An 18,970-nucleotide genomic window follows, 5' to 3' on the forward strand; every position below is an offset into this window, starting at 1 on the left:
ATATACGAAAAGTATTAACGCAACGCCACCACCGGATTGGCCCTCGCTGCCTTTATTGCCTGGAGGCATATGGTGACGATGGTAATGAGGATGGCCAGGAAGGCCGTGACGGCAAATACCCACCATCCGATACTGATACGGTAGGCGAAATCCTGCAGCCAGCGGTCCATGATCCACCAGGCCAACGGTGACGCCACTACGATAGCCACCGCCACCAGCTTCAGGAAGTCGCGGGACAGCAATGCTACAATGCTGGCCACGCTGGCGCCCATCACCTTGCGGATGCTTATTTCTTTGGTACGCTGCTCGGCAGCATAGGTCACCAACCCGAACAAACCGAGGCACGAAATCAGGACCGCGAAGCAGGTAAAGGAAATAAATATCTTACCGGTGCGCTGGTCTGCCGCATACAACCGGCTGAAATCATCGTCCAGGAAAGTGTATTGAAAAGGCTGGCCTTCCATACCGGCCACACTGTGGTACTTATCTTCTATGTTGCTGATCAGTGCCGGGATATCGCTGGTATGGATACGGAAAGCCATCATGTCCGGCCGTTTCGACAGCCGCATGACAATAGGCGGTATTTTAGTGTGGAGGGTGCCACTGTTGAAGTCTTTTACTATACCTATGATCCGCAGCGGTTTGCCTCCTTCATTATTTGCATACAGGAAACGGTCATTCAGGTCGCCATAACCCAGCAATTTAGCTGCTGTTTCATTGATCAGCAGGGCACTGCTATCGGATGGAATATCCGGTGAGAAATCCCGGCCTTTGGCGATCTGCATTCCGAGTGTTTTCAAATAATCCGCATCTACATGCCATTCGAACAAACCACTTACCTGCCCGGCGCTGCCTGCTGCATCTTTGGAAAAAATACTGGTGTTCATCACAGTGGACACCGGCAGTACGTCTGTCATGGTACCGGCTTGTACGCCCGGCAGTTTCAACACTTCGTCTTTAAAGGTTTCGGCATGTACCCAGAGCGACGCCGTATTTTTCAGTACCACCACCTGTTCGCGGTTGTAACCCAGTTTTTTGTTGCGGATATAATTCAGTTGACTATAAATGATCAGCGTACCCACGATCAGCATCACGGCCGTGGAGAACTGGAAGACCACGAGGCTGTTGCGCAGCCATCCTCCCTGAAAACCAATGGCCAGCTTACCTTTCAGCACCTGTATCGGCTCAAAGGACGAAAGGAAGAATGCCGGGTAACTGCCTGCCAGCAATCCTACCACAAAAACGGTGAGCAGCATGCCCAGCAGCAGCCATTTATTCAGCAACATGTTCGCTGTAATGGATTTGCCCGCCACCTGATTGAGATAAGGCAGCAACAGTAAAGCCAGCACAATCGCTGCCAATGCGGCGATCAGGGTTGTCAGCATGGACTCTGTCAGGAACTGCGTAATGAGATTGGTGCGTTGCGAGCCCAGTACCTTACGTACGCCCACTTCCTTTGAACGTCCGGCAGAGCGGGCAGTTGAGAGGTTCATAAAATTCACGCAGGCAATCAGCAGAATAAATACCGCTACTACCGCGAATATATATACGTACTGGATATTGCCGCCCGGTTCCACTTCATTGGTAAATGGAGAATGCAGGTGTATTTTAGTGAGCGGCAATAAGTCATAACGAAAATGGTTGCCGCTTCTTTCCAGTTCTTCGATATTGCTGCCGACCATTTTTTTCAGCGGCTCGTCCATATAGTTTTTGGTCAGCGTTTTGAGATACCCGAGCAGGGTGGCTTCGCTGACGCCTGGCCTTACCAGCAGGTAGGTGTCGTAGTTGTCAGCCATCCAGGCGGTGTTACGGCTGTCTTCCAGGCTGGCCATCGACTTGATAAAATCGAAGTGGATATGTGAGGCCGCCGGCATATTCTGAATAACGCCGGTCACCAGGTAATCATCAGTATTATCAACGTGCAGGACCTTACCAATAGCGGCTTCCGTTTTACCGAAGTATTTCTCTGCTATTTTTTGGGAGATGACCATCGTATAAGGTTTGGTCAGCGCTGTTTTGGGATCGCCGGCCATCATAGGAAGCGTAAACACATCAAACAGCGTGGAGTCAGCGAAACCGGCATTCTGTTCCGTGAGCGTTTCATTGCCTTTTTTGACCAGGAACGAACGCTCTCCGAAACCACGCAGCCTTACATAATTTTCGATGCCCGGAAAGTCCTTCAGCATGGTAGCGCCCATCTGTGCGGGCGTGTACCGCTCACGAAAGGCATTACCGTTCACCAGGAAATCCGCGTTCACGCGGTAGATGCGGTCTGCTTTCTGATGGTAGCGGTCATAACTCAGCTCGTCCACCACAAAAAGTGTGATCAGCAGACAGGTGGCCAGCGCCACTGCCAGTCCGAAAATATTGATAGCGGCATATCCCTTGCTGCGCGCAAGGTTCCTGACAGCGATTTTAAAGTAGTTCCTGATCATTGAACAGTTGTATGTTTGTCACTGCAGTAAAAAGACAATGCCATGTTTTTATACATTGAAAATCAAGATATTGGATTTTGTACTTCAAGATAAATGTACGGTTTTAAAACATGCGCTGTCCATTTCTGGACATTCGAAATCCGGATCTGGCTTAGTGTTCCATGATACGGTTTTCGCGTACGTCTTTGAGGTGTGTCATGATATGTTTTGGGAGCAATGGGCTATCGAAGGGCAGGTCTATCGATGCTTTTTCGAAATCGCGGGCATGATGTACGCGGTCAAAAATTTCATAGAGCGCAATGGGCTCTTCCGTGAAGCTCACACAGGTACTGATGAAAGAAAGCTCATTGACCTGGAAGCCCGGGCGTTTCATTTTGTCTTCCACATCTTTCAGCCGGCCCACAAAATGGCGCTGCCGGATGAAAGTGGTGCTGTTCATGATAATGAAGAGATAATTGGCAAAGGAAGTGATTTTGCCATAATACATGTGGTTGTCGCGGCCGGTGCGCTCTACAAGGTATTCATCGCCGGAACGGTATATTTCCAGGGAAGAACGCCAGATACGGTCGCCCTCGTCCTGGTCACGCATGGGCAGGTTGCGATTGTAGCAGTACCAGTAGCCTACCAGGTGTTCCAGCAGCTTATGGTTGACCGGTGCCAGGGGGATATTGATTTTTAATTCATGGAAAGGAAATCCTTCAGTAGCAGTGTTGATAAAATCGATGTAATTCGTATACCCCAGCGCGTTAGCAATGGTATTCAGCCGGGAGAAATTAGGGCTGCTGATAGCGGCCACGGCAGTCCGGTTTTTCCATGGCTTTAGTTTTTTGATGATCAGGTGCTCGTAGAAATAATTGTCCCCGAAAGTAAGGGGCGCTACTGACAGTTTTCTCTGTTTCCGCTGTTTGTCCAACAGGGTGTTAAATTCACCCGCAACATGCGCCCATTCTGTTTTAGAGACGTCTTTCCATTCTTTCTTGCGGAGGAAATGCCAAGAGATGTAATTCATCAGGCGTTCCAGGTTAACCAACTCTTCCCTAGTCATAATAATACGATTTTAAGACGAAAAAAAGACGCTGTAAGATAATCAGAAGATTCCGGTATTATGAGAAAAAGCGAATTTACTTTCAAATAAAAAACGAACATATGACAACAACCACAAGCATCACACCCCGTATCCGCGGAGGGACCACATTCAGGCAAGACCCACTATGGCAAGGGATTACAGCATTTCAGTTAGATGATCCCACGGCAGCGCTTCCCTTCTCGCGAAAACTGGCCCGGGAAAACAACTGGGACGAACACTTCACCGGCAGGGCCATTTCAGAGTACCGTAAATTTATTTATCTCTGCTGCATCTCTCCTACCGGCGCCTCGCCCTCCTATGTGATCGACCAGGTATGGCACAAGCACCTGCTTTACACAGAGAACTACTGGGAAGAATTCTGTACAAAAGTCCTCGGCCGGAAATTACACCACCATCCCTCCAAAGGCGGGCCGCCGGAACAGGCCAGGCACAACGACTGGTTCCAGGAAACCCTTCGGTCATATCAGACCGTTTTTGGCGAAAGCCCTCCTAATGACATCTGGCACAACACCCCACACTCTCCACGAAAAAGCCCCCGCTCCCGCTTCTTTCCACGGCTCCTGCCTCTTCTGTTATTCTTTAGCCTGCTGCTGACGGGCTGTACTCCCGGTAACACAGTATTTGGGCTGATAGTACTTGCGCTCCTGGCTTTTCATACTGCCCGCAAAAAAATCAAAGGCGAGAGCGGCGACGGCTCTTCCGGCAGCTCATGCAGCAGCGGCAGTTCCTGCGGAAGCAGTTGCGGCAGCAGCTGTGGCAGCGGATGCGGCGGAGGATGCGGCGGTTGCGGCGGCAGCTGAACCATCACCTGTAAACACTCTTTCACGTTAAAACAAATGACTTATGCGGACCATCTCAAAACAAACCAGCTACCTCTTACTGGCAGCCAGCGGCGCGGCCATCCTTATCTTCCTGAATTTCTATTATCACCGCTTAAATCCTTTTCACCTGGCAGGAAAGCAGTTCCTTGGTTTTTACAGCCTGTTGATACTGGCCACACTGGGCAATATCCTGTTGTTACGGCAACAGTATCCCCGCCTGGCCAGCCAGATCAATGCTCTCTGTCTCCTGCTGGGGATAGCGCGACTGATACAGGGCGCCTACCACCACAAGCCGGTCGGCTATCTGATATTACTGTTGTTATTCCCCATTATCACAGCGTTCTGGCTACGCGCAGGCAGCCATCCCACCTATTAACTTTACAGGTAACTCAACCACCACTGCCGGTGCGTGGACCTGTAATGGTCAAACCAACGGCAAGGCGCATACAAAGCCAATACCACCGCAGCCCATACAAGATATACTCCCGGCAACGCATATCCGAAATCGGCAGGCCGGAACCAGAACGGTATCTGCGCTATCTGCCCCTGATGATATCCCGCCGCAAAAAAAACGATCACCAACACCGTGTGTAGCAGGTAAAAATGTAACACGTAATAGAAAAAAGGTACCCGGCCGTAAACCGCCAGTACACTGTTCTTCGCCTGTTGCAGCCTTTCAAATGCCGCCAGCGCCAATAAAGCCGGCCCAAGGGTCATCCCGGCAAACTGCAGGGACGGCGGGTATTTACTTGTATCCAGAAACGATAGTACGTTGGACCAAAGATCGGGATATACCTTACGGGGCACAGGATTACCGTATCCATTTATCCACCGCAACAGCACGAACATGGCTATCAGCGCCGTGCCGGTGATAATAAGCCGTTGTCTTCTCTTCTCTGCCGGGAAATCCCGGGTGAACCAGCGCCCTATACAATAGCCCAGCAACATAATGCCGGTCCAGGGTAATATGGCGTAGAATGCGCCTATCAAATGAGTGGCATTAAGCGGCACTATTCCGCCGCGGGAAGTGAACAACATCAACCACATGACAGACGCCGGCCCTTCCGCAGGCAATTTCATATAGTCGATCACGTTATGCCCGAAGAACAGCAGCAAGCCTGCTGCCAGCACAGCGTTCCACGACCACCAGCTGAGCAGCCCCAGTATGACCATGCTCCATCCGATGGCCCATATCACCTGTAGTATCACAAAGTTAAAGAAGGGGTTGAAAGTCAGCCCCAGCGTGATCACCGTTACTTCCACCACTACCAGCCACAATCCTCTTTTGATCAGAAATAGCGATGCCTGTCTTTTTGTTTTCTTTTGTGCCGCCAGGAAAGCAGAGACACCGGAGAGGAAAACAAAGGTCGGCGCGCAGAAGTGTGTGATCCAACGGGTAAAATACAGCATCGTTGTAGTAGTGGCCGGATTGAGCGGATCTGCCGTCATGGCCGTACGATGGAAAAAATCTCGGGTATGGTCCAGCGCCATGATCACCATCACCAGGCCACGCAGCACGTCGATGGAAGCTACCCTGTAAGGAGAGGTTGTGTTCATGTGGACAGTTTTAAAAGTGTCAGCCCGTTCGGTAGCAGTGTACCAAACGGGCTGACAATATAACGGTTAATAATATACGTTACCTGTTTTCATATGTAGGCAGCGCCGGGGCTTTGTATCCCTTTGTCTGCAGGAGCGACTTGATTTCTGTAATAGCGCGTTCGAGCTGTGGGTCTATGCCTTTGGCCATATCACCGAGGTTCTCATCCACCAGGATGTCGGGGTCTACCCCATATCCTTCACGGAACCAGGTACCATCCGGGTAGAACATACGCATGGAAGGCGCTGTGATCTCTCCGCCGTCTATCAGGGTAAATCCCTCGGAGTAGCCGATAAGGCCGCCCCAGGTGCGGGTACCGATCAGTTTGCCCAGGCCTGTTCTGCGGAAGTAGTCGGGGAACGCATCACCGCCGGAACCACTCCAGCCGTTGATGAGCATCACCTTAGGCCCGAAATTGCCGATTGGTGGTGTGGATGTTGGCACCCCGCCACGGTTAGCAAAATAAGACACCGGCTTACGGTTCAGTATCTCAATAAAACGGTCAGGGACCTGGCCGCCGTTATTGAAACGTTCATCGATGACCAGTGCTGCCTTATTCCATTGTGCGGTGAACTGGCGCACCAGTTCGTCCTGTCCGTCAATACCGGTGCTGGGCACAAAGATATAGCCTACCTGGTTATTGGTGGCTTCCGCCACATGTTTACGGTTGCTTTCTATCCAGGCAAGGTGGCGCAGGCGATATTCATTGGTCATGGTTTTTACCACTGCGGTTTTAGCACCGTCAAATGAAGGGCGGCTGTTATAGGTCAGCTCCACCGCTTTGCCGGCCAGGCCCTGAAAAGCGTTGAACGGCTCCGCAACGGTCGTCAGCGGAACGCCGTTGACAGCGAGGATATAAGCGCCTTCCGGAATATTGATGCCGGGTTCGTCCAGCGGGGAACGGGCCTCTGCATCCCAGTCAGCGCCGCGGACAATCCGTTTGATTTTATAGAATTTGCCATCTGCTTCCCAGTCAACACCGAGATAACCTACGTTCATCTGGCGCTGCGTTTCGAAGTCGCCGCCGAAGACATAGGCATGAGAGGCATTAAGTTCAGCAATCATCTCACCGATCACGAAATTTACTTCCTCCCGGGTGCGGGCACCTTCAAGGATGTAGTTATATTTTCCCTTTATTTCATTCCAGTTCACCCCGTGCAGATGCGGATCATAGAAAAAATCGCGTTCTACGCGCCATGCGTCGGTAAACACCTGTTTCCACTCCTGCATCGGATCGAGCAGCATGGTCATTTCATTGATGCGGAGATTTTTGTCAACTTTTTGGTTGGCGCCCAGGTCGATGATAGCATAACGTTCACCGGTCACGAGGATTTTTTTGCCATCAGCGGACACCTGGTATTGACCGGCATCTTTAATGATATCTTTCTCTTCCCTGTTCTCCAGGTCGAAGTATTTAAGGGTAGACGGACCTTCACCCGCGCCGGTGTTGGGACCGTTGTTATACAATACTTTTCCTTTCACCGCCCAGAGACGGGAATAGTTACCGGCTTCCACGGGCAACAGATATAAACGGGATTCAATATTGTCCAGGTCTATTTTTACTTCGCTGGTGTTCTTCGCTGATTCCCCGCCTTTCTTTTTATCTTCTTTCTTTTTGTCTTCTTTTTGGGGGGATGATTGCGCAGAGTCCTTGCTCACCGTAACTTCATCGTTCTGTGTAGACATCACCGGCGGCACGTCCTTACGCAGGCTGATAGCCGCCACCTTGGTGGTATTGGCATAGATGAAGGTATTTTCCACGTCGCTGTAAATGGGCTTGAATGTCCTGTTGGTGAACAGGTACAGGTATTTGCCTTCCGGGTCAAATACCGGATCGCTGCTTTGGTAATAATCGGCCGTCACCTGATGGCGTTGGTTGTTTGGAACGTTATAGAGGAATACCGCGTTGTGCATGTTATCACAGTCACGGGTATACGCCAGCCAGCGGCTGTCAGCCGACCAGCTGCATTTCCATCCACGCATGGCGCTTTCCTCGTAGCGTACGGCCCTGTCTACGTTGGTTACTTTACCCGTGGCCACCTCAACGATATTGATGCGCATTGTCTGGTCGATGTAAGCGATCTTTTTATTATCGGGCGACCAATAGGCGTGATAACGGAAGCCGGGGCCGAGGTGGGTCACCTGTTTGGCGGATTCTTCTTTACCGTTTTCCGCGATCCATAGTTCATATTCACCGGACTGGTCGCTCCACCAGGCGATCTGTTTGCCGTTGGGAGACCAGGAAGCGTCGCGTTCGGCAACGCCGCTAGTGCGGGTGAGGTCTTTTACGAAACCATTTTCAGCGGGCAGGGAGAAGATTTCTCCACGGGCACCGATCAACGCACGTTTGCCATCGGGGCTGATATCTGCATACTGGATGTCTTTATCAGCTTTGATGATCCTTGGTTTCAGCGTAGATACGTCTGTCGTGATATTGATTTTTACTTCTTTTGATTGTTGAGACCCGAGGGAGAAAGTATACAGTTTACCACCGGCTTCGTACACGATATCATCCGGCCCCAGGGCAGGCGTATGCACGTCGTAGTCGGTGTAGTGTGTCACCTGTTCAAAAATTTTGGTATCTGTTTTATATCTCCAGAGGTTCATTCTTTTTTCCGGTCCGCGGTCAGACAGCAGATAAATATCGTTTTTGTACCACATCGGAAATTCATCGCCGGCTTCACTTTTAGCGGAAATATTTTCGGACAGGCCGGTATCAAAACGGAAGATATGAATATCGGCTTTCATACCGCCGCGGTAGCGTTTCCAGGTGCGGAAGCTTTGAGTACGGGTAGTGACAGCGATACTTTTACCGTCAGGGGAATAGCTGCCGAATTCAGCGTAGGCCAGCGGCAGTTTGACAGGCGCCCCACCGGTTTCCGGTACGGTATAAAACTGGTTAAACCGGTCTTTGGTACTTTCTCTTTTGGAGGCAAAAAGCACCTGTTTACCGTCCGGCGTCCAGTCCACCAGGTTATCAGCGCCACCGTGCTGGGTAAGCCTGAATGGTACGCCACCGGTGACCGGCATTACATACACATCGAGGTTACCATCGTAATTGGCGGAGAAAGCCAGTTTGTTGCCATCCGGTGAAAAGCGGGGGAACATTTCCATTCCTGCCGGCGAAGTGATTTTAACAGCGGTGCCACCTTCTTTCGGCACCAGCCAGATGTCGTTGGCATAACTGAAAGCAATTTGTGTACGGGAAACGTCCGGGTAGCGGAACAGGCTGGCGCTCACCTGCGCCTGGGATTGGGCAGTCAACAGGCATGACAGTGCCAGCAGAGCATTTTTCATCATAAGCGGTTGATTGTTAAAGGGTCTTCTCCAGAGCTTCTATTTTCCGGATAAACGAATGTAGCAAAAACGAAACATTTAAAGTGATTTCTTTAAAGACAAGAATGCCGCAGAGAGGTTGCTTCCCTGCGGCATTTATTTTTTTGTCTGCTGATCGCTATTCCCGGACCTCGATATCCAGTCCGGCGTTCCAGTGTTTCAGCTCAGGTGTGTAATACAGATACACATTAGCTGCTTTGCTTTTGTAGGTACCGGGTATTTCAGCTTTCAGATCAAGGTTGACGACTTTGCTTTCATCGGGGGCGAAGTTCAGCCAGTATAGTACGAGGTAATTATCGAAGATCTCATAGTGGGTGATCTTTTTCGTTTCGATTAATTCCTTCAGTTGCCATGGCTGCGCCGACAGGCCGGCCGGAATACCGATTTTAGCTACGGACATCGGCAGTCCTGTTGTTGTTTCATTTTTTACCCGGATGTTCATTCTTACGGTCTCTCCTACTTTCGCGTGTGCGCTGCTCAGGGCGGTGTACAGCTTTAATACCGCGCTGTCGCTGTTGTCGGGCAACAGGGTGTGATAACCTACCTCCAGGCTATAAGGGCCTATATCACCGGTATCCGTGGCAGCAGCGATAAAGCTGTTCTCCCCTTCCTTTAGCAGGGCAGCGTCTATCGGTCCCGGGGCCACCTTCGACTGGTTTAACGTGAAGCTGGTGCTAAGGGAGGCTTTTGCCCGGCTGACAGCCCTGGCATAGGCTGTCAGTAACTCCAGTGTCAGCACGGTAGACTGTGTGGCACCAAAACCATAACCTGTGCGGTATTTCATGATTTTCTGCATCAGATGGCTCAGTTCTACTATGTTGTTATTGTCTTTCACCAGCGCCAGGCCATACCAGGCCATTGTTTCCACTTCAAGGGATGCTCCATAGGCGGCCACTACGCTGTTTTTTTTCAGGGAATTATTGCTGTATCCCTGTTTCAACAGTATGATGAGTTGACGATAGTCATCCGGCCGTTTCATATAATACGCCGCATTGGCCATCACCGCCAGTTCCCATGCGCTGTTGCTTTTCAGGGCCGTTCTCAGCGCAGTTTCATATTCCGGAAGGATCTCCTCTCCCATGCCGGCTTTGGTCATGGCGTACACGATATAAGTGTTGGCAACGCTGTAAGGCACGGCATGCATCTGGTAGCTCTTATCTGCTTCCAGCCGGAAGCCGCCTTTTCCGTTACGGCGGCCCAACAGGAATTTTTTCGTGCGTGCCAGCATGGCTTCGTCTACCGCAATGAATTCCTTCATGTCTGTAAACTCCATCAGGCCATAGGCCGTCAATACTTCCTGTGGCGGCACGTTGCCGAACCATTCAAAACCACCTGCGGATGTTTCAAAACTCTTTAACCGGTCATAGCCGGTCTCCAGGTAGTTCATTGCTTTCTTTTTAAGTGCGTCATTTAGTTTACCCGTCTGCTGTAAATACCTTAGGATAAAAATATTGGGATAGGTGGTGGAGGATGTCTGTTCAAAACAACCATGGGGTTCTCTTAGCATGCCGGCGATTACCTCCATGGTCAGTTCTTCCAGCTCTGTATACAAGTTCAGTACTGTATGAACGCTTCCAGGCACTATGTTCCTGAGCCGGAAATCCCAGGATTGCGAAGCAGCGGCAGACAGCGAGAGGCTCGCCGGAAATCCTTTCTGGGCCACTGTTACCGGCATCGTTATATTTTCGCTGCTTTGCGGCGTCCGGACCATAAAATGAATGTTATCATCCAGCTGTGCAACAGCTTCCACAGGCAACAGTACTTTATGGCTGCCGTTTCCCGGCAGTAACAACTTAGTAGTGTAACCACCGGCCTTCATGCCTTTGGGCAATACCATGGAGATGTCCAGTTCCATATCACCGGAGGTGTTGTTACTGATCACCATAGGCAACAGTGCTTTATCTCCCACCGTGAAATAAGGCGGTATTTTGACATCCACGGCTACCGGTGCTTTGGAGACATAGGTCGTTTCTGTACGGCCCGGCTGACCATTATACCCGATGCCTTCTGCGATAGCACGGAAAGCGGTGGTAGCATCCGAATTATAAAAGGAAACAGTGGCCTTGCCATGTTTGTCCGTTTGCACCACTGGGTTCCAGTAAATGGTTTCCCGGAAGTCGCTGCGCTCCCTTGTTTGCAGGGACGTATACACAGGCGCATAAAAGCGGCGTACCGGTGTAACAGCATCCCCCGCAACATCTACCATCGTAAAGGGCAGGTTATAATTCGGAGACAGGCCGATGGTACGGTATTCACCCAACGCTGCCGTGCCATTGATAACAATTACGCCATTAACGGCACGGGAGCCATAGAGCGCCGTGGCGGCAGCATCCTTTAATACGGTAACTGAAGTGATGGATTCCAGATTCCCTGCAATTTCGGCTGATGTTACCGGCACACCGTTGTAAACATAGAGTGGCTCGCTATTTCCGGAGACAGACCTGTTACCCCTCAATGTTACATAATAATTGTTGCCCGGCATACTGGACGTCACTTTAATGCCCGACATGACACCCTGCAGTGCTGTATTAACGTCCTGGAGTCTTTGCACTTTTACAGTAGAAGCAGCGTAGCTGCTTAACGATTTTTTTTCCGCCACGCTGTATCCTATCACCACCACTTCCTGCAGCCCTCTGTCGCCTTCAGGGAGTCCGGGTATGTTTTTTGGCACTGCCGTTTGTTGAGACGAGGTGGCCTTTTCCGGTAAAGGCGGCGTGGGAGGTGCTGTTATATAACCCACAACAGTATCCGTAAGCGGGGCTGCCAGCGCTGAAACATCTCTGCCTGTTATAAATCTGTTTTCCAATATACGAAGTACATTTCCGGGTTTGTCCCTGACTTTGTGTTTGGGTACCGCCACCAGCGCATAGCGGGCGGGCGGAAGGCCGGTCATCATAAAGCGGCCTGCCTCGTCTGTTTCTATCGTTTTTATTTTTTGTCCGGCACCATTTCCATGCAGGACGTATATTTTCGATGGTACGGGCTGTTCATTTTTGTCTACCACGATACCGGACAAAACGTGTACCATGTCCGGTCCGTGTAACAACTGATTGTTTCTTATGACAGCGTCTTCATAATCAAAATACCGATAGCCGTTGGTCAGCATCAGCAGGTCCAGCACCGCAGGTGCGGTATGTTCGTCTTCTTTAAAATAAAAAGACGGCTCTTCTGTTTTGCCATGCAGCTCTGAACTGAGCAGCAACCATGACAGGATATTATCCTGCTGGTCGTCCGCCAGGATCCATTTTTTATCGTCCACTACTGCCAATGAGAGATTGGCGGGAATGGGCACTCCTTTCTCACCGGTAGTAAAAATATCGAGCGTTACTTTTTCCCGGGGCTGGTATTGTTGTTTCCGAGGCGTTATTTTCACCTGTAAAAACCGCGACCGTCCGAGGAATACAATCCTTTCCGCCAGCGGAATATTATTTAACTGAGAGATAGTAAAGACTGCTATGCCCACTGGAAATTCAGCAGCATTTACCGATACGGTCTGCTCTCCGGCCTGTAGCTGTATGACTTTTTTGTAATGGGTGACATTGCGTGTTTTGCCTTCGAGGGTCACTATCATGGGTTGAGACGCCCGCAAGGCAAACTGCAGCAGGCTGTCTTTCTGTATTACGTTCATCACCACGCCACCGGTTTTGGCCGCCGGCAGCGCATATTCGCCGGTGGCGCCGGCCGGTGCTGTCAAACGGGCAATATAGTAACGTCCCGGTTGTGGTGTAAACTGAAAAGCGCCCATTCCAAACCGCAGGCTTTCAAAAGCAGCCACTTGTTTCCCCTGATCGTCCAGGACTATTCCCCTTATGTCAGCCGGCTTACCATATTCATTGACGGCCTTAAATGCCATGTTCGTAGGAATACTATTGACCAGCGCGCCTCCTTCCGGCATGAACTGCAAATCGATTTTATTGAGGATGATGGGAATACTTCTGGAAATAGCCTCTTTGTTATGTTGATAGTCAACCGTAATATTTAACAGGCCGTCGTTGGTAGACAGTTTCTGTGGCAGCCGGAAGGTGACACGTGCCTTTCCTGCGGTGTCGGTGACAAATGTGCCAGAAAACACGGCCTTACCGTCTATTGACACCGTATACTGAGCCGGGAAGCCCGTAATAGGCTGTTGCTGAAGGTTTTTCATGCTGTATTCCGCCATCACCTCATCGCCGGGACCATAGCCTTTACGCGGAAAATCCAGCTTCATCAGCACTCTGGGCGAGATCACCTTCAACAGTGTAATTTCACGTTTAAAAATAGTGCGGGGCTTTTCATTTCGCATCCACGCCGTATAGGCGCGCACGGTATATATCCCGCCGGAGGCGTCACCGGCAAATACAAAAGAACCCTGGGCATATCCGTCGGTCACCTCGTATTGTTGTTTTTCCACCAAGTTGCCGGCCGGGGAAACCACTTCCACGAATACACGTTTACTCACCAGATTGGGCTGAAGGTCCTGTGCGTTTACCACATATATTTTATAAAACAACTCTTCCCCCGGGTTGAAGAACACGTGATTGGTATGCAGGTATACCTTTTCCTTGGTATTTTTATAGTCAATCTTTTGCGCAGATAACGGTAACGACTGTATGAACAGCAACAGGCAGCAGCAGATATTTATCAGGTACTTCATAGGTCAGAACTTAATGAGAAGGTTACAGCCAAATGTTTTTACGGAGGGCAGGTTAAAGAAATCCAGCCCTGTGCCGTTAGGATAATCGAACAGCAGCTGTGCAGGGTCTCCTCCTTCGTAAGGAGTCCATAACAGCAGGTTATTGACGTATCCTGCCACGGTCAGTTCCCGGACGAGTTGCCGCTCAAACTTCCATTTATAGGACAACAGCAGCGAGTGAAGACGCAGGTAATCCGCCTGCTGGACATAGTCTTCCGCCACCCCGCCGGGACCGTACCTTACCCAGCGGTTCGCGCTCAGTGGCTGAGCCGGATCATAAAAGGATACCGACCTGGTATTGGGATGGCCGTCTTCTGTAACCCCCTCAAAGACATAGCCGGTAGTGTTCCGTTCTATGCCGGAACGCCGGGAACGGCCATAATAGTCCAGCATAGCCTGGGTACCGTTCCACATTTCCCCACCTTTTTTCCATTCCAGTGATGCTTCGAGCTGCCACCCCTTCCATTCAAAGCGGCTGTTATGCTTTAGTACAAAGTCCGGGTTGGGGTTTCCGATAATGCCTGTCCGCGCAGCAATGGGAAAACCGTCAGCGCCTATTACGAGGCGGCCCGCATCGTCCCTGCGCCAGGTGCTGCCCACAATGACGCCAAAAGGCTTTCCTTTTACAAGGGCTGAATTCACATCGCGGAAACCGGCGATAGGGGTGTAATCCATGCCAGGGGCTATCTCTGTCACCTCGTTGCGGTAACCATGGAGGCTAATGTTACCAAAGTAATGCAATTTTTCTCCGACCCAGTAGCGCGGGAGCAGGCTGAGCGTCACTTCATAACCTGTTGTGCGATGATCGGCGACATTTCCCATGAGCCATTCCGAGCCAACATAGAAGGGTAACTGATCGTTCTTTACATTTTTGACGTACACGCTGCCGATGAGAGACCAACTGCTTAATTTCGCTTCTATTCCGGTGTTCCACTCGCGGGTCCGGATAGGCTTTACCAGCTCATCGGTCCTGACCTCCGTCAGCGGGAAATAACCGCTCATGTCAAATGAATTATAGTTTGCCAGCTGCAGACAGGCCAATGATTTTTCCAGTGGTATTTCGTGACTGGAAGTAGTCAGCCTGGAAAAGACGGAAAGATGCAGGGTGGAATAAGCCGGGTTCACCCATAAGGAGACAGCTGCGGACGGAAGCCAGTAGCCCTTTTGCCGGACAGTGTTGGAAAGATAGGTCTTGTTGGCCACTTCGGCTTTGGCGTTAACCCTGTGGGATATACGAAAAAAAAGAGGGACTTCCAGCTGCAGTTCATTGACAGTACGCTGTGAAGGGTATTGTTTCTGTGGTAAAGAATAATTAAAAACGTTGTCTGCAGTGGAAAGTATATGCCTTGCCGTTACATCCGCATGGGTATCGCTGCCGCCTATTTTATAGGTCACATGGGTATTGACGGTGTGTTGTTGCAAACGGGTGTTCCGGTCAACCGACACCCCTTCTGGCGGGAAGCCGTAAGTTCCGGCCGGGTAACCTTCCACGGCCGCCTGCCTGCTGGCGACGCCGCTATACTCTGTCTCAGCTTCCAGCTTATGGCTTCCGTATTTCACGTTGACCAGGAACCCATGGTGATGGGCCACATAGCGGTTGCCATTGTCTTTCAGTAATGCCAGGGGATTATCCGCCTGGCTGCCATAGGGTTTTGTCGTATAGGCGTTATCGAAAGTAGCCGGTGTCAGCATTGATTGTTGCCACGCCCTGTTCAACAGGCCTATCCTGTTGTCTGTTGTCAGGTTGGTATTTCTGTACTGATAGCCTGCCCCTATCTGAAAATGCTGTAACCGTATACTCGCATTGGTAGCCAGCTTCATTGTCCGGCTATCGTTATAACGAACTACCGTTGAGCCATCTTCGCGTTCCAGTGCCAGGTTCAGCTTTATCCAATCACTCCCTTGCCGGTTAATGATGCCGTTAAACGTTGCATAGTTTTTCCATGACACGCCTGTCCGCAGTATGCTGTTATCGTAGGTTATAGCGGCTTTTCCATTCCCGCTGCCGACAGGCGTCAGTTTACCATGGGGATCGTAAGGGTAAGGCGCGCCATCAAATTCCAGCGAGCGTAAAGCCGGGCCGTAGCTGAACATTTCCCCAGTTTCGGGACCGTTCCATTTCAGCGCGCCGTTTTCCGTGCGTCCCTGAGCGTACAACTGCTGCAGTGATGGCGTACGGTTAGTCGTTTTCACTTCTATGCCTGTTCCCAGTTTGCCTGACAACTGAAGTGTGTAACGCGGGTTAAAGACCAGGGATACCACGCCATTATCAACTTTCAGGTCGGCCAGTGGCCTCCATAGTTCCAGCCTTCCATACAGGGCGGAACGGAGCGTCTCTATGGACGTAACAGTACTGTCCCGCTGGTAGTTTGCAGGTTTACGAAGCATTTCCCGGTAATCAGCGGATTCGATTGGTTCAACGGGGCGTTGCTCCTGTGCATGCAGGAAGCCGGGTATTAACAGCAACAGCAGACTATATTTCACAGTATAGGTAATTTGGCATACTAAATATACTCCTAATCCTGTGTCAACGTAGTAACGTTGCCGTTATTTTCTTCAAATAATTGTCTAGTAAGACACCAGCTGGCGGAGATGATGCTCCAGGTGTGCCACATAGTCTTCGATGATAAAGGCAAGTGTAACCAGTCCAGCACCACCTGACACGCAGGTACGCTGCAACAGGCTTTCCGGTATATGCCGTGCAATGCCCAGCAGCAACCGGTTATAGCCCTCCCAGCTGGCAATCAGCTGTTGCCCGGACTGCAACTGATGATAGCTGTAGCGGTTCCATTCATTCTGATTATATCCGATTACCGGCGTCTCTTCAAACTGTACCCGTACAAACCGCTGGTGGTTATTGGCAGCACTGTCTATCAGGTGCCCCAGAATTTCTTTCTTGCTCCATTTGGAAGGCAGTGGTTTAAAGGAGAACTCTTCTTCACTGATGTTTTTTAACAAAGCGGGGATGATATCACACAGATATTCCCAACGTTGGAGACTGGTTGTTATCATACATTATTGTACTAAAGGTCCATAAATTCCCAGGCGCTCTGGTAGGCATTCTGTGCTTCCGCGTAGGCGATAAATCCGGCATAGAAAGGCAACTGCGACAAGGTGGCGCTGTCGCCTACCACGACGAGCTTTTTGCGGGCCCTGGTCATGGCTACGTTCATGCGACGTATATCTGAGAGGAAGCCGATATTGTTGTCCGCGTTGCTGCGGGTCATGCTGATATATACCACGTCCCGCTCCTGTCCCTGGAAACTGTCAATGGTATTGACGGAGATGCTGGCAGCATGGGGCAGCAGTTCAGCGGCATGTTGCAGCTGTTCCTGCAGCAGGTACACCTGTTGTTTATAGGGAGAAATGATAGCTATCTCCGGGAAGGGGTTGTTGCCTTGCTGTGTTTTCCATGTGGCGACCAGCTGCAGCAGGTGGCGGAACAGGAAAGAGGCTTCTTCCGGATTGGAAGTACTGGTGCCTTCTGCTTTTTCATCAAAGCCGCAGCCGGCGGTATCCACGAATGCCAGCGGCACATCGTCTGCGAACAAACGGCGGGCAGCCACTGTATGATGGGCTTTCAGTTTGTTTTCATAGAAAACGGAGGACGCATATCCCATGATCATTTCGTTCATGCGGTACTGTTCTTCCAGCAGCACTACGGCTTCTGGATGCAGCGCCACTGATTTTTCGAGGAGCGTATTGCTAAGCCCCTGCCGTGCCGCGTCGGGTGATTTGATGGTGGGCGGCAGCTGGCAATGGTCGCCGGCGAAGATCACTTTTTGCGCCTTGATGATGGGTATCCAGCAGGCAGGTTCCAGCGCCTGGCCCGCTTCGTCGATCACGAGGGTATGGTAACGCACATTCCGCACGGTATAATGATTGGCACCCACGAGCGTGGCGGTGATCACCTGTGCTTTGGCGATGAGGTCATCGGTGATGTATTGTTCCGTTTTATCTACCTCTTTCATGATTTTATGTGCTTCATCAAAGAGGGCTTTACGTTGTTCCCTTTCCGCCTTGCCGAAGTTGCGCTTGTATTTATGCGCCATGTTTTTATATTCGCTGGCTTGTTTCTTAAGACGCTTTACTTCCTTCATACTGGCGTGTTCGGACATTTTACTGTCGAGCGTGAGGGCTGACAGTCTTTCCGATACCCTGGCAGGATTGCCTACCCGCAACACGTTAAGCCCCTCGTCTACCAGCTTTTCGCTGAGCAGGTCCACGGCGGTGTTGCTGGGCGCCACCACCAGTATTTTCTGCTGGTCTTTTTTAATCAACGCTTTGATGGCCTGTACCAGCGTGGTGGTTTTGCCGGTGCCCGGAGGGCCGTGTACGATGGCCAGTTCATTGGCCGATAAAATTTTGTTGACCGCTTCCTGTTGTACGGTGTTCAGTCCGGGCAGCGTTACCAGTGGCGTTGTGGTATCAAAAGTTGGCTTTTTTTCGCCGGTGAGGATTTTCACCAGGTGGCCTTCCGGCTTTTCTGCCAGTGCCATGGCCTGTTTCAGCGCCTGCTGCATTTCATCGTAGCTGTTGTCATCGAACAGCAGGTCGATGCCGAGTTTGCCGTTGTCGGCCCATTCCGGCAGCTCATCTGTGCGCAGCGTCAGTTTCAGGCGGTTGCCGCCCTGGAAGGTGACGGTCCCTTCTATCCTGTCCTGCTGCGGATCATGGTTGGAAAACAATACCGCAGACACGCCAAAGCGCAACTGGTGGGTGATATCCTGATGGGTGGTACGTTCTACTTCTACGGTGAGATAGTCCCCACGGCTCATTTCCGTGCCCCTGATAGCCACCGGGTACCAGGCGAGGCCGTTCGCCCTGCGTTCCGCGGCCGACGAACTGGCCGTGAGACGGAGCCAGGACTGTTTGTCCTCTTCACGCTCCTGTCGGAGCAGCTCGAGGAGATGATTAAAATAGGACATCTGTTCTCCTGATTTTATACGGATCTCCTGATGTCAACCGGCAGCACAAGGTGAAACTGCATCATCAAACATCCGGAATATCTTATTTATTTAA

Annotated in this window: 10 protein-coding genes; 2 read left to right on the forward strand and 8 right to left on the reverse strand. The window is 50.9% G+C overall.

Annotated elements, in window-relative coordinates; all coding sequences use genetic code 11:
• Positions 1 to 14: 14 nt before the first annotated feature.
• Both ACTJJS_RS31470 and ACTJJS_RS31475 read right to left on the reverse strand, forming a co-directional pair.
• Positions 15 to 2,435 carry an ABC transporter permease gene (locus tag ACTJJS_RS31470; RefSeq protein ID WP_440667803.1) on the reverse strand — a complete coding sequence of 807 codons (2,421 nt, stop codon included), beginning with the start codon at positions 2,433 to 2,435 and terminating at the stop codon, positions 15 to 17.
• Positions 2,436 to 2,586: 151 nt separating this feature from the next.
• Positions 2,587 to 3,480 carry a hypothetical protein gene (locus ACTJJS_RS31475; RefSeq protein WP_440667805.1) on the reverse strand — a complete coding sequence of 298 codons (894 nt, stop codon included), beginning with the start codon at positions 3,478 to 3,480 and terminating at the stop codon, positions 2,587 to 2,589.
• Between the two features lie 101 nt (positions 3,481 to 3,581).
• On the opposite strand from ACTJJS_RS31475, the gene ACTJJS_RS31480 reads away from it, so the two are divergent.
• Entirely contained in the window at positions 3,582 to 4,322 is a 741-nt protein-coding gene (locus ACTJJS_RS31480; RefSeq protein ID WP_440667806.1) for a glycine-rich domain-containing protein, read from the forward strand.
• Positions 4,323 to 4,365: 43 nt separating this feature from the next.
• Positions 4,366 to 4,719 carry a hypothetical protein gene (locus tag ACTJJS_RS31485; protein WP_440667808.1) on the forward strand — a complete coding sequence of 118 codons (354 nt, stop codon included), beginning with the start codon at positions 4,366 to 4,368 and terminating at the stop codon, positions 4,717 to 4,719.
• A gap of 2 nt (positions 4,720 to 4,721) precedes the next feature.
• Here ACTJJS_RS31485 and ACTJJS_RS31490 read toward each other — a convergent pair whose 3' ends face one another.
• From ACTJJS_RS31490 to ACTJJS_RS31515, 6 genes are all read right to left on the reverse strand, one after another.
• Entirely contained in the window at positions 4,722 to 5,900 is a 1,179-nt protein-coding gene (locus ACTJJS_RS31490; RefSeq protein ID WP_440667810.1) for a DUF1624 domain-containing protein, read from the reverse strand.
• A gap of 79 nt (positions 5,901 to 5,979) precedes the next feature.
• Positions 5,980 to 9,240 (reverse strand): S41 family peptidase, encoded by a 3,261-nt coding sequence (locus ACTJJS_RS31495; RefSeq protein WP_440667812.1) that lies wholly within the window; start codon positions 9,238 to 9,240, stop codon positions 5,980 to 5,982.
• A 154-nt stretch (positions 9,241 to 9,394) separates the two neighbouring features.
• A complete protein-coding gene (locus ACTJJS_RS31500; protein ID WP_440667814.1) occupies positions 9,395 to 13,909 on the reverse strand; it encodes a TonB-dependent receptor plug domain-containing protein in 4,515 nt (1,504 codons plus the stop codon).
• Between the two features lie 3 nt (positions 13,910 to 13,912).
• A complete protein-coding gene (locus tag ACTJJS_RS31505) occupies positions 13,913 to 16,432 on the reverse strand; it encodes a hypothetical protein (protein ID WP_440667815.1) in 2,520 nt (839 codons plus the stop codon).
• An 84-nt stretch (positions 16,433 to 16,516) separates the two neighbouring features.
• Positions 16,517 to 16,960 carry a DinB family protein gene (locus ACTJJS_RS31510; RefSeq protein WP_440667817.1) on the reverse strand — a complete coding sequence of 148 codons (444 nt, stop codon included), beginning with the start codon at positions 16,958 to 16,960 and terminating at the stop codon, positions 16,517 to 16,519.
• A gap of 11 nt (positions 16,961 to 16,971) precedes the next feature.
• On the reverse strand, positions 16,972 to 18,876 hold the full coding sequence (locus ACTJJS_RS31515) for an AAA domain-containing protein (protein WP_440667818.1): 1,905 nt from the start codon (positions 18,874 to 18,876) through the stop codon (positions 16,972 to 16,974).
• Positions 18,877 to 18,970: the final 94 nt, after the last annotated feature.

It is taken from the genome of Chitinophaga sp. 22308, from assembly GCF_052045305.1.
In the GTDB taxonomy this organism is placed as follows: domain Bacteria; phylum Bacteroidota; class Bacteroidia; order Chitinophagales; family Chitinophagaceae; genus Chitinophaga; species Chitinophaga varians_A.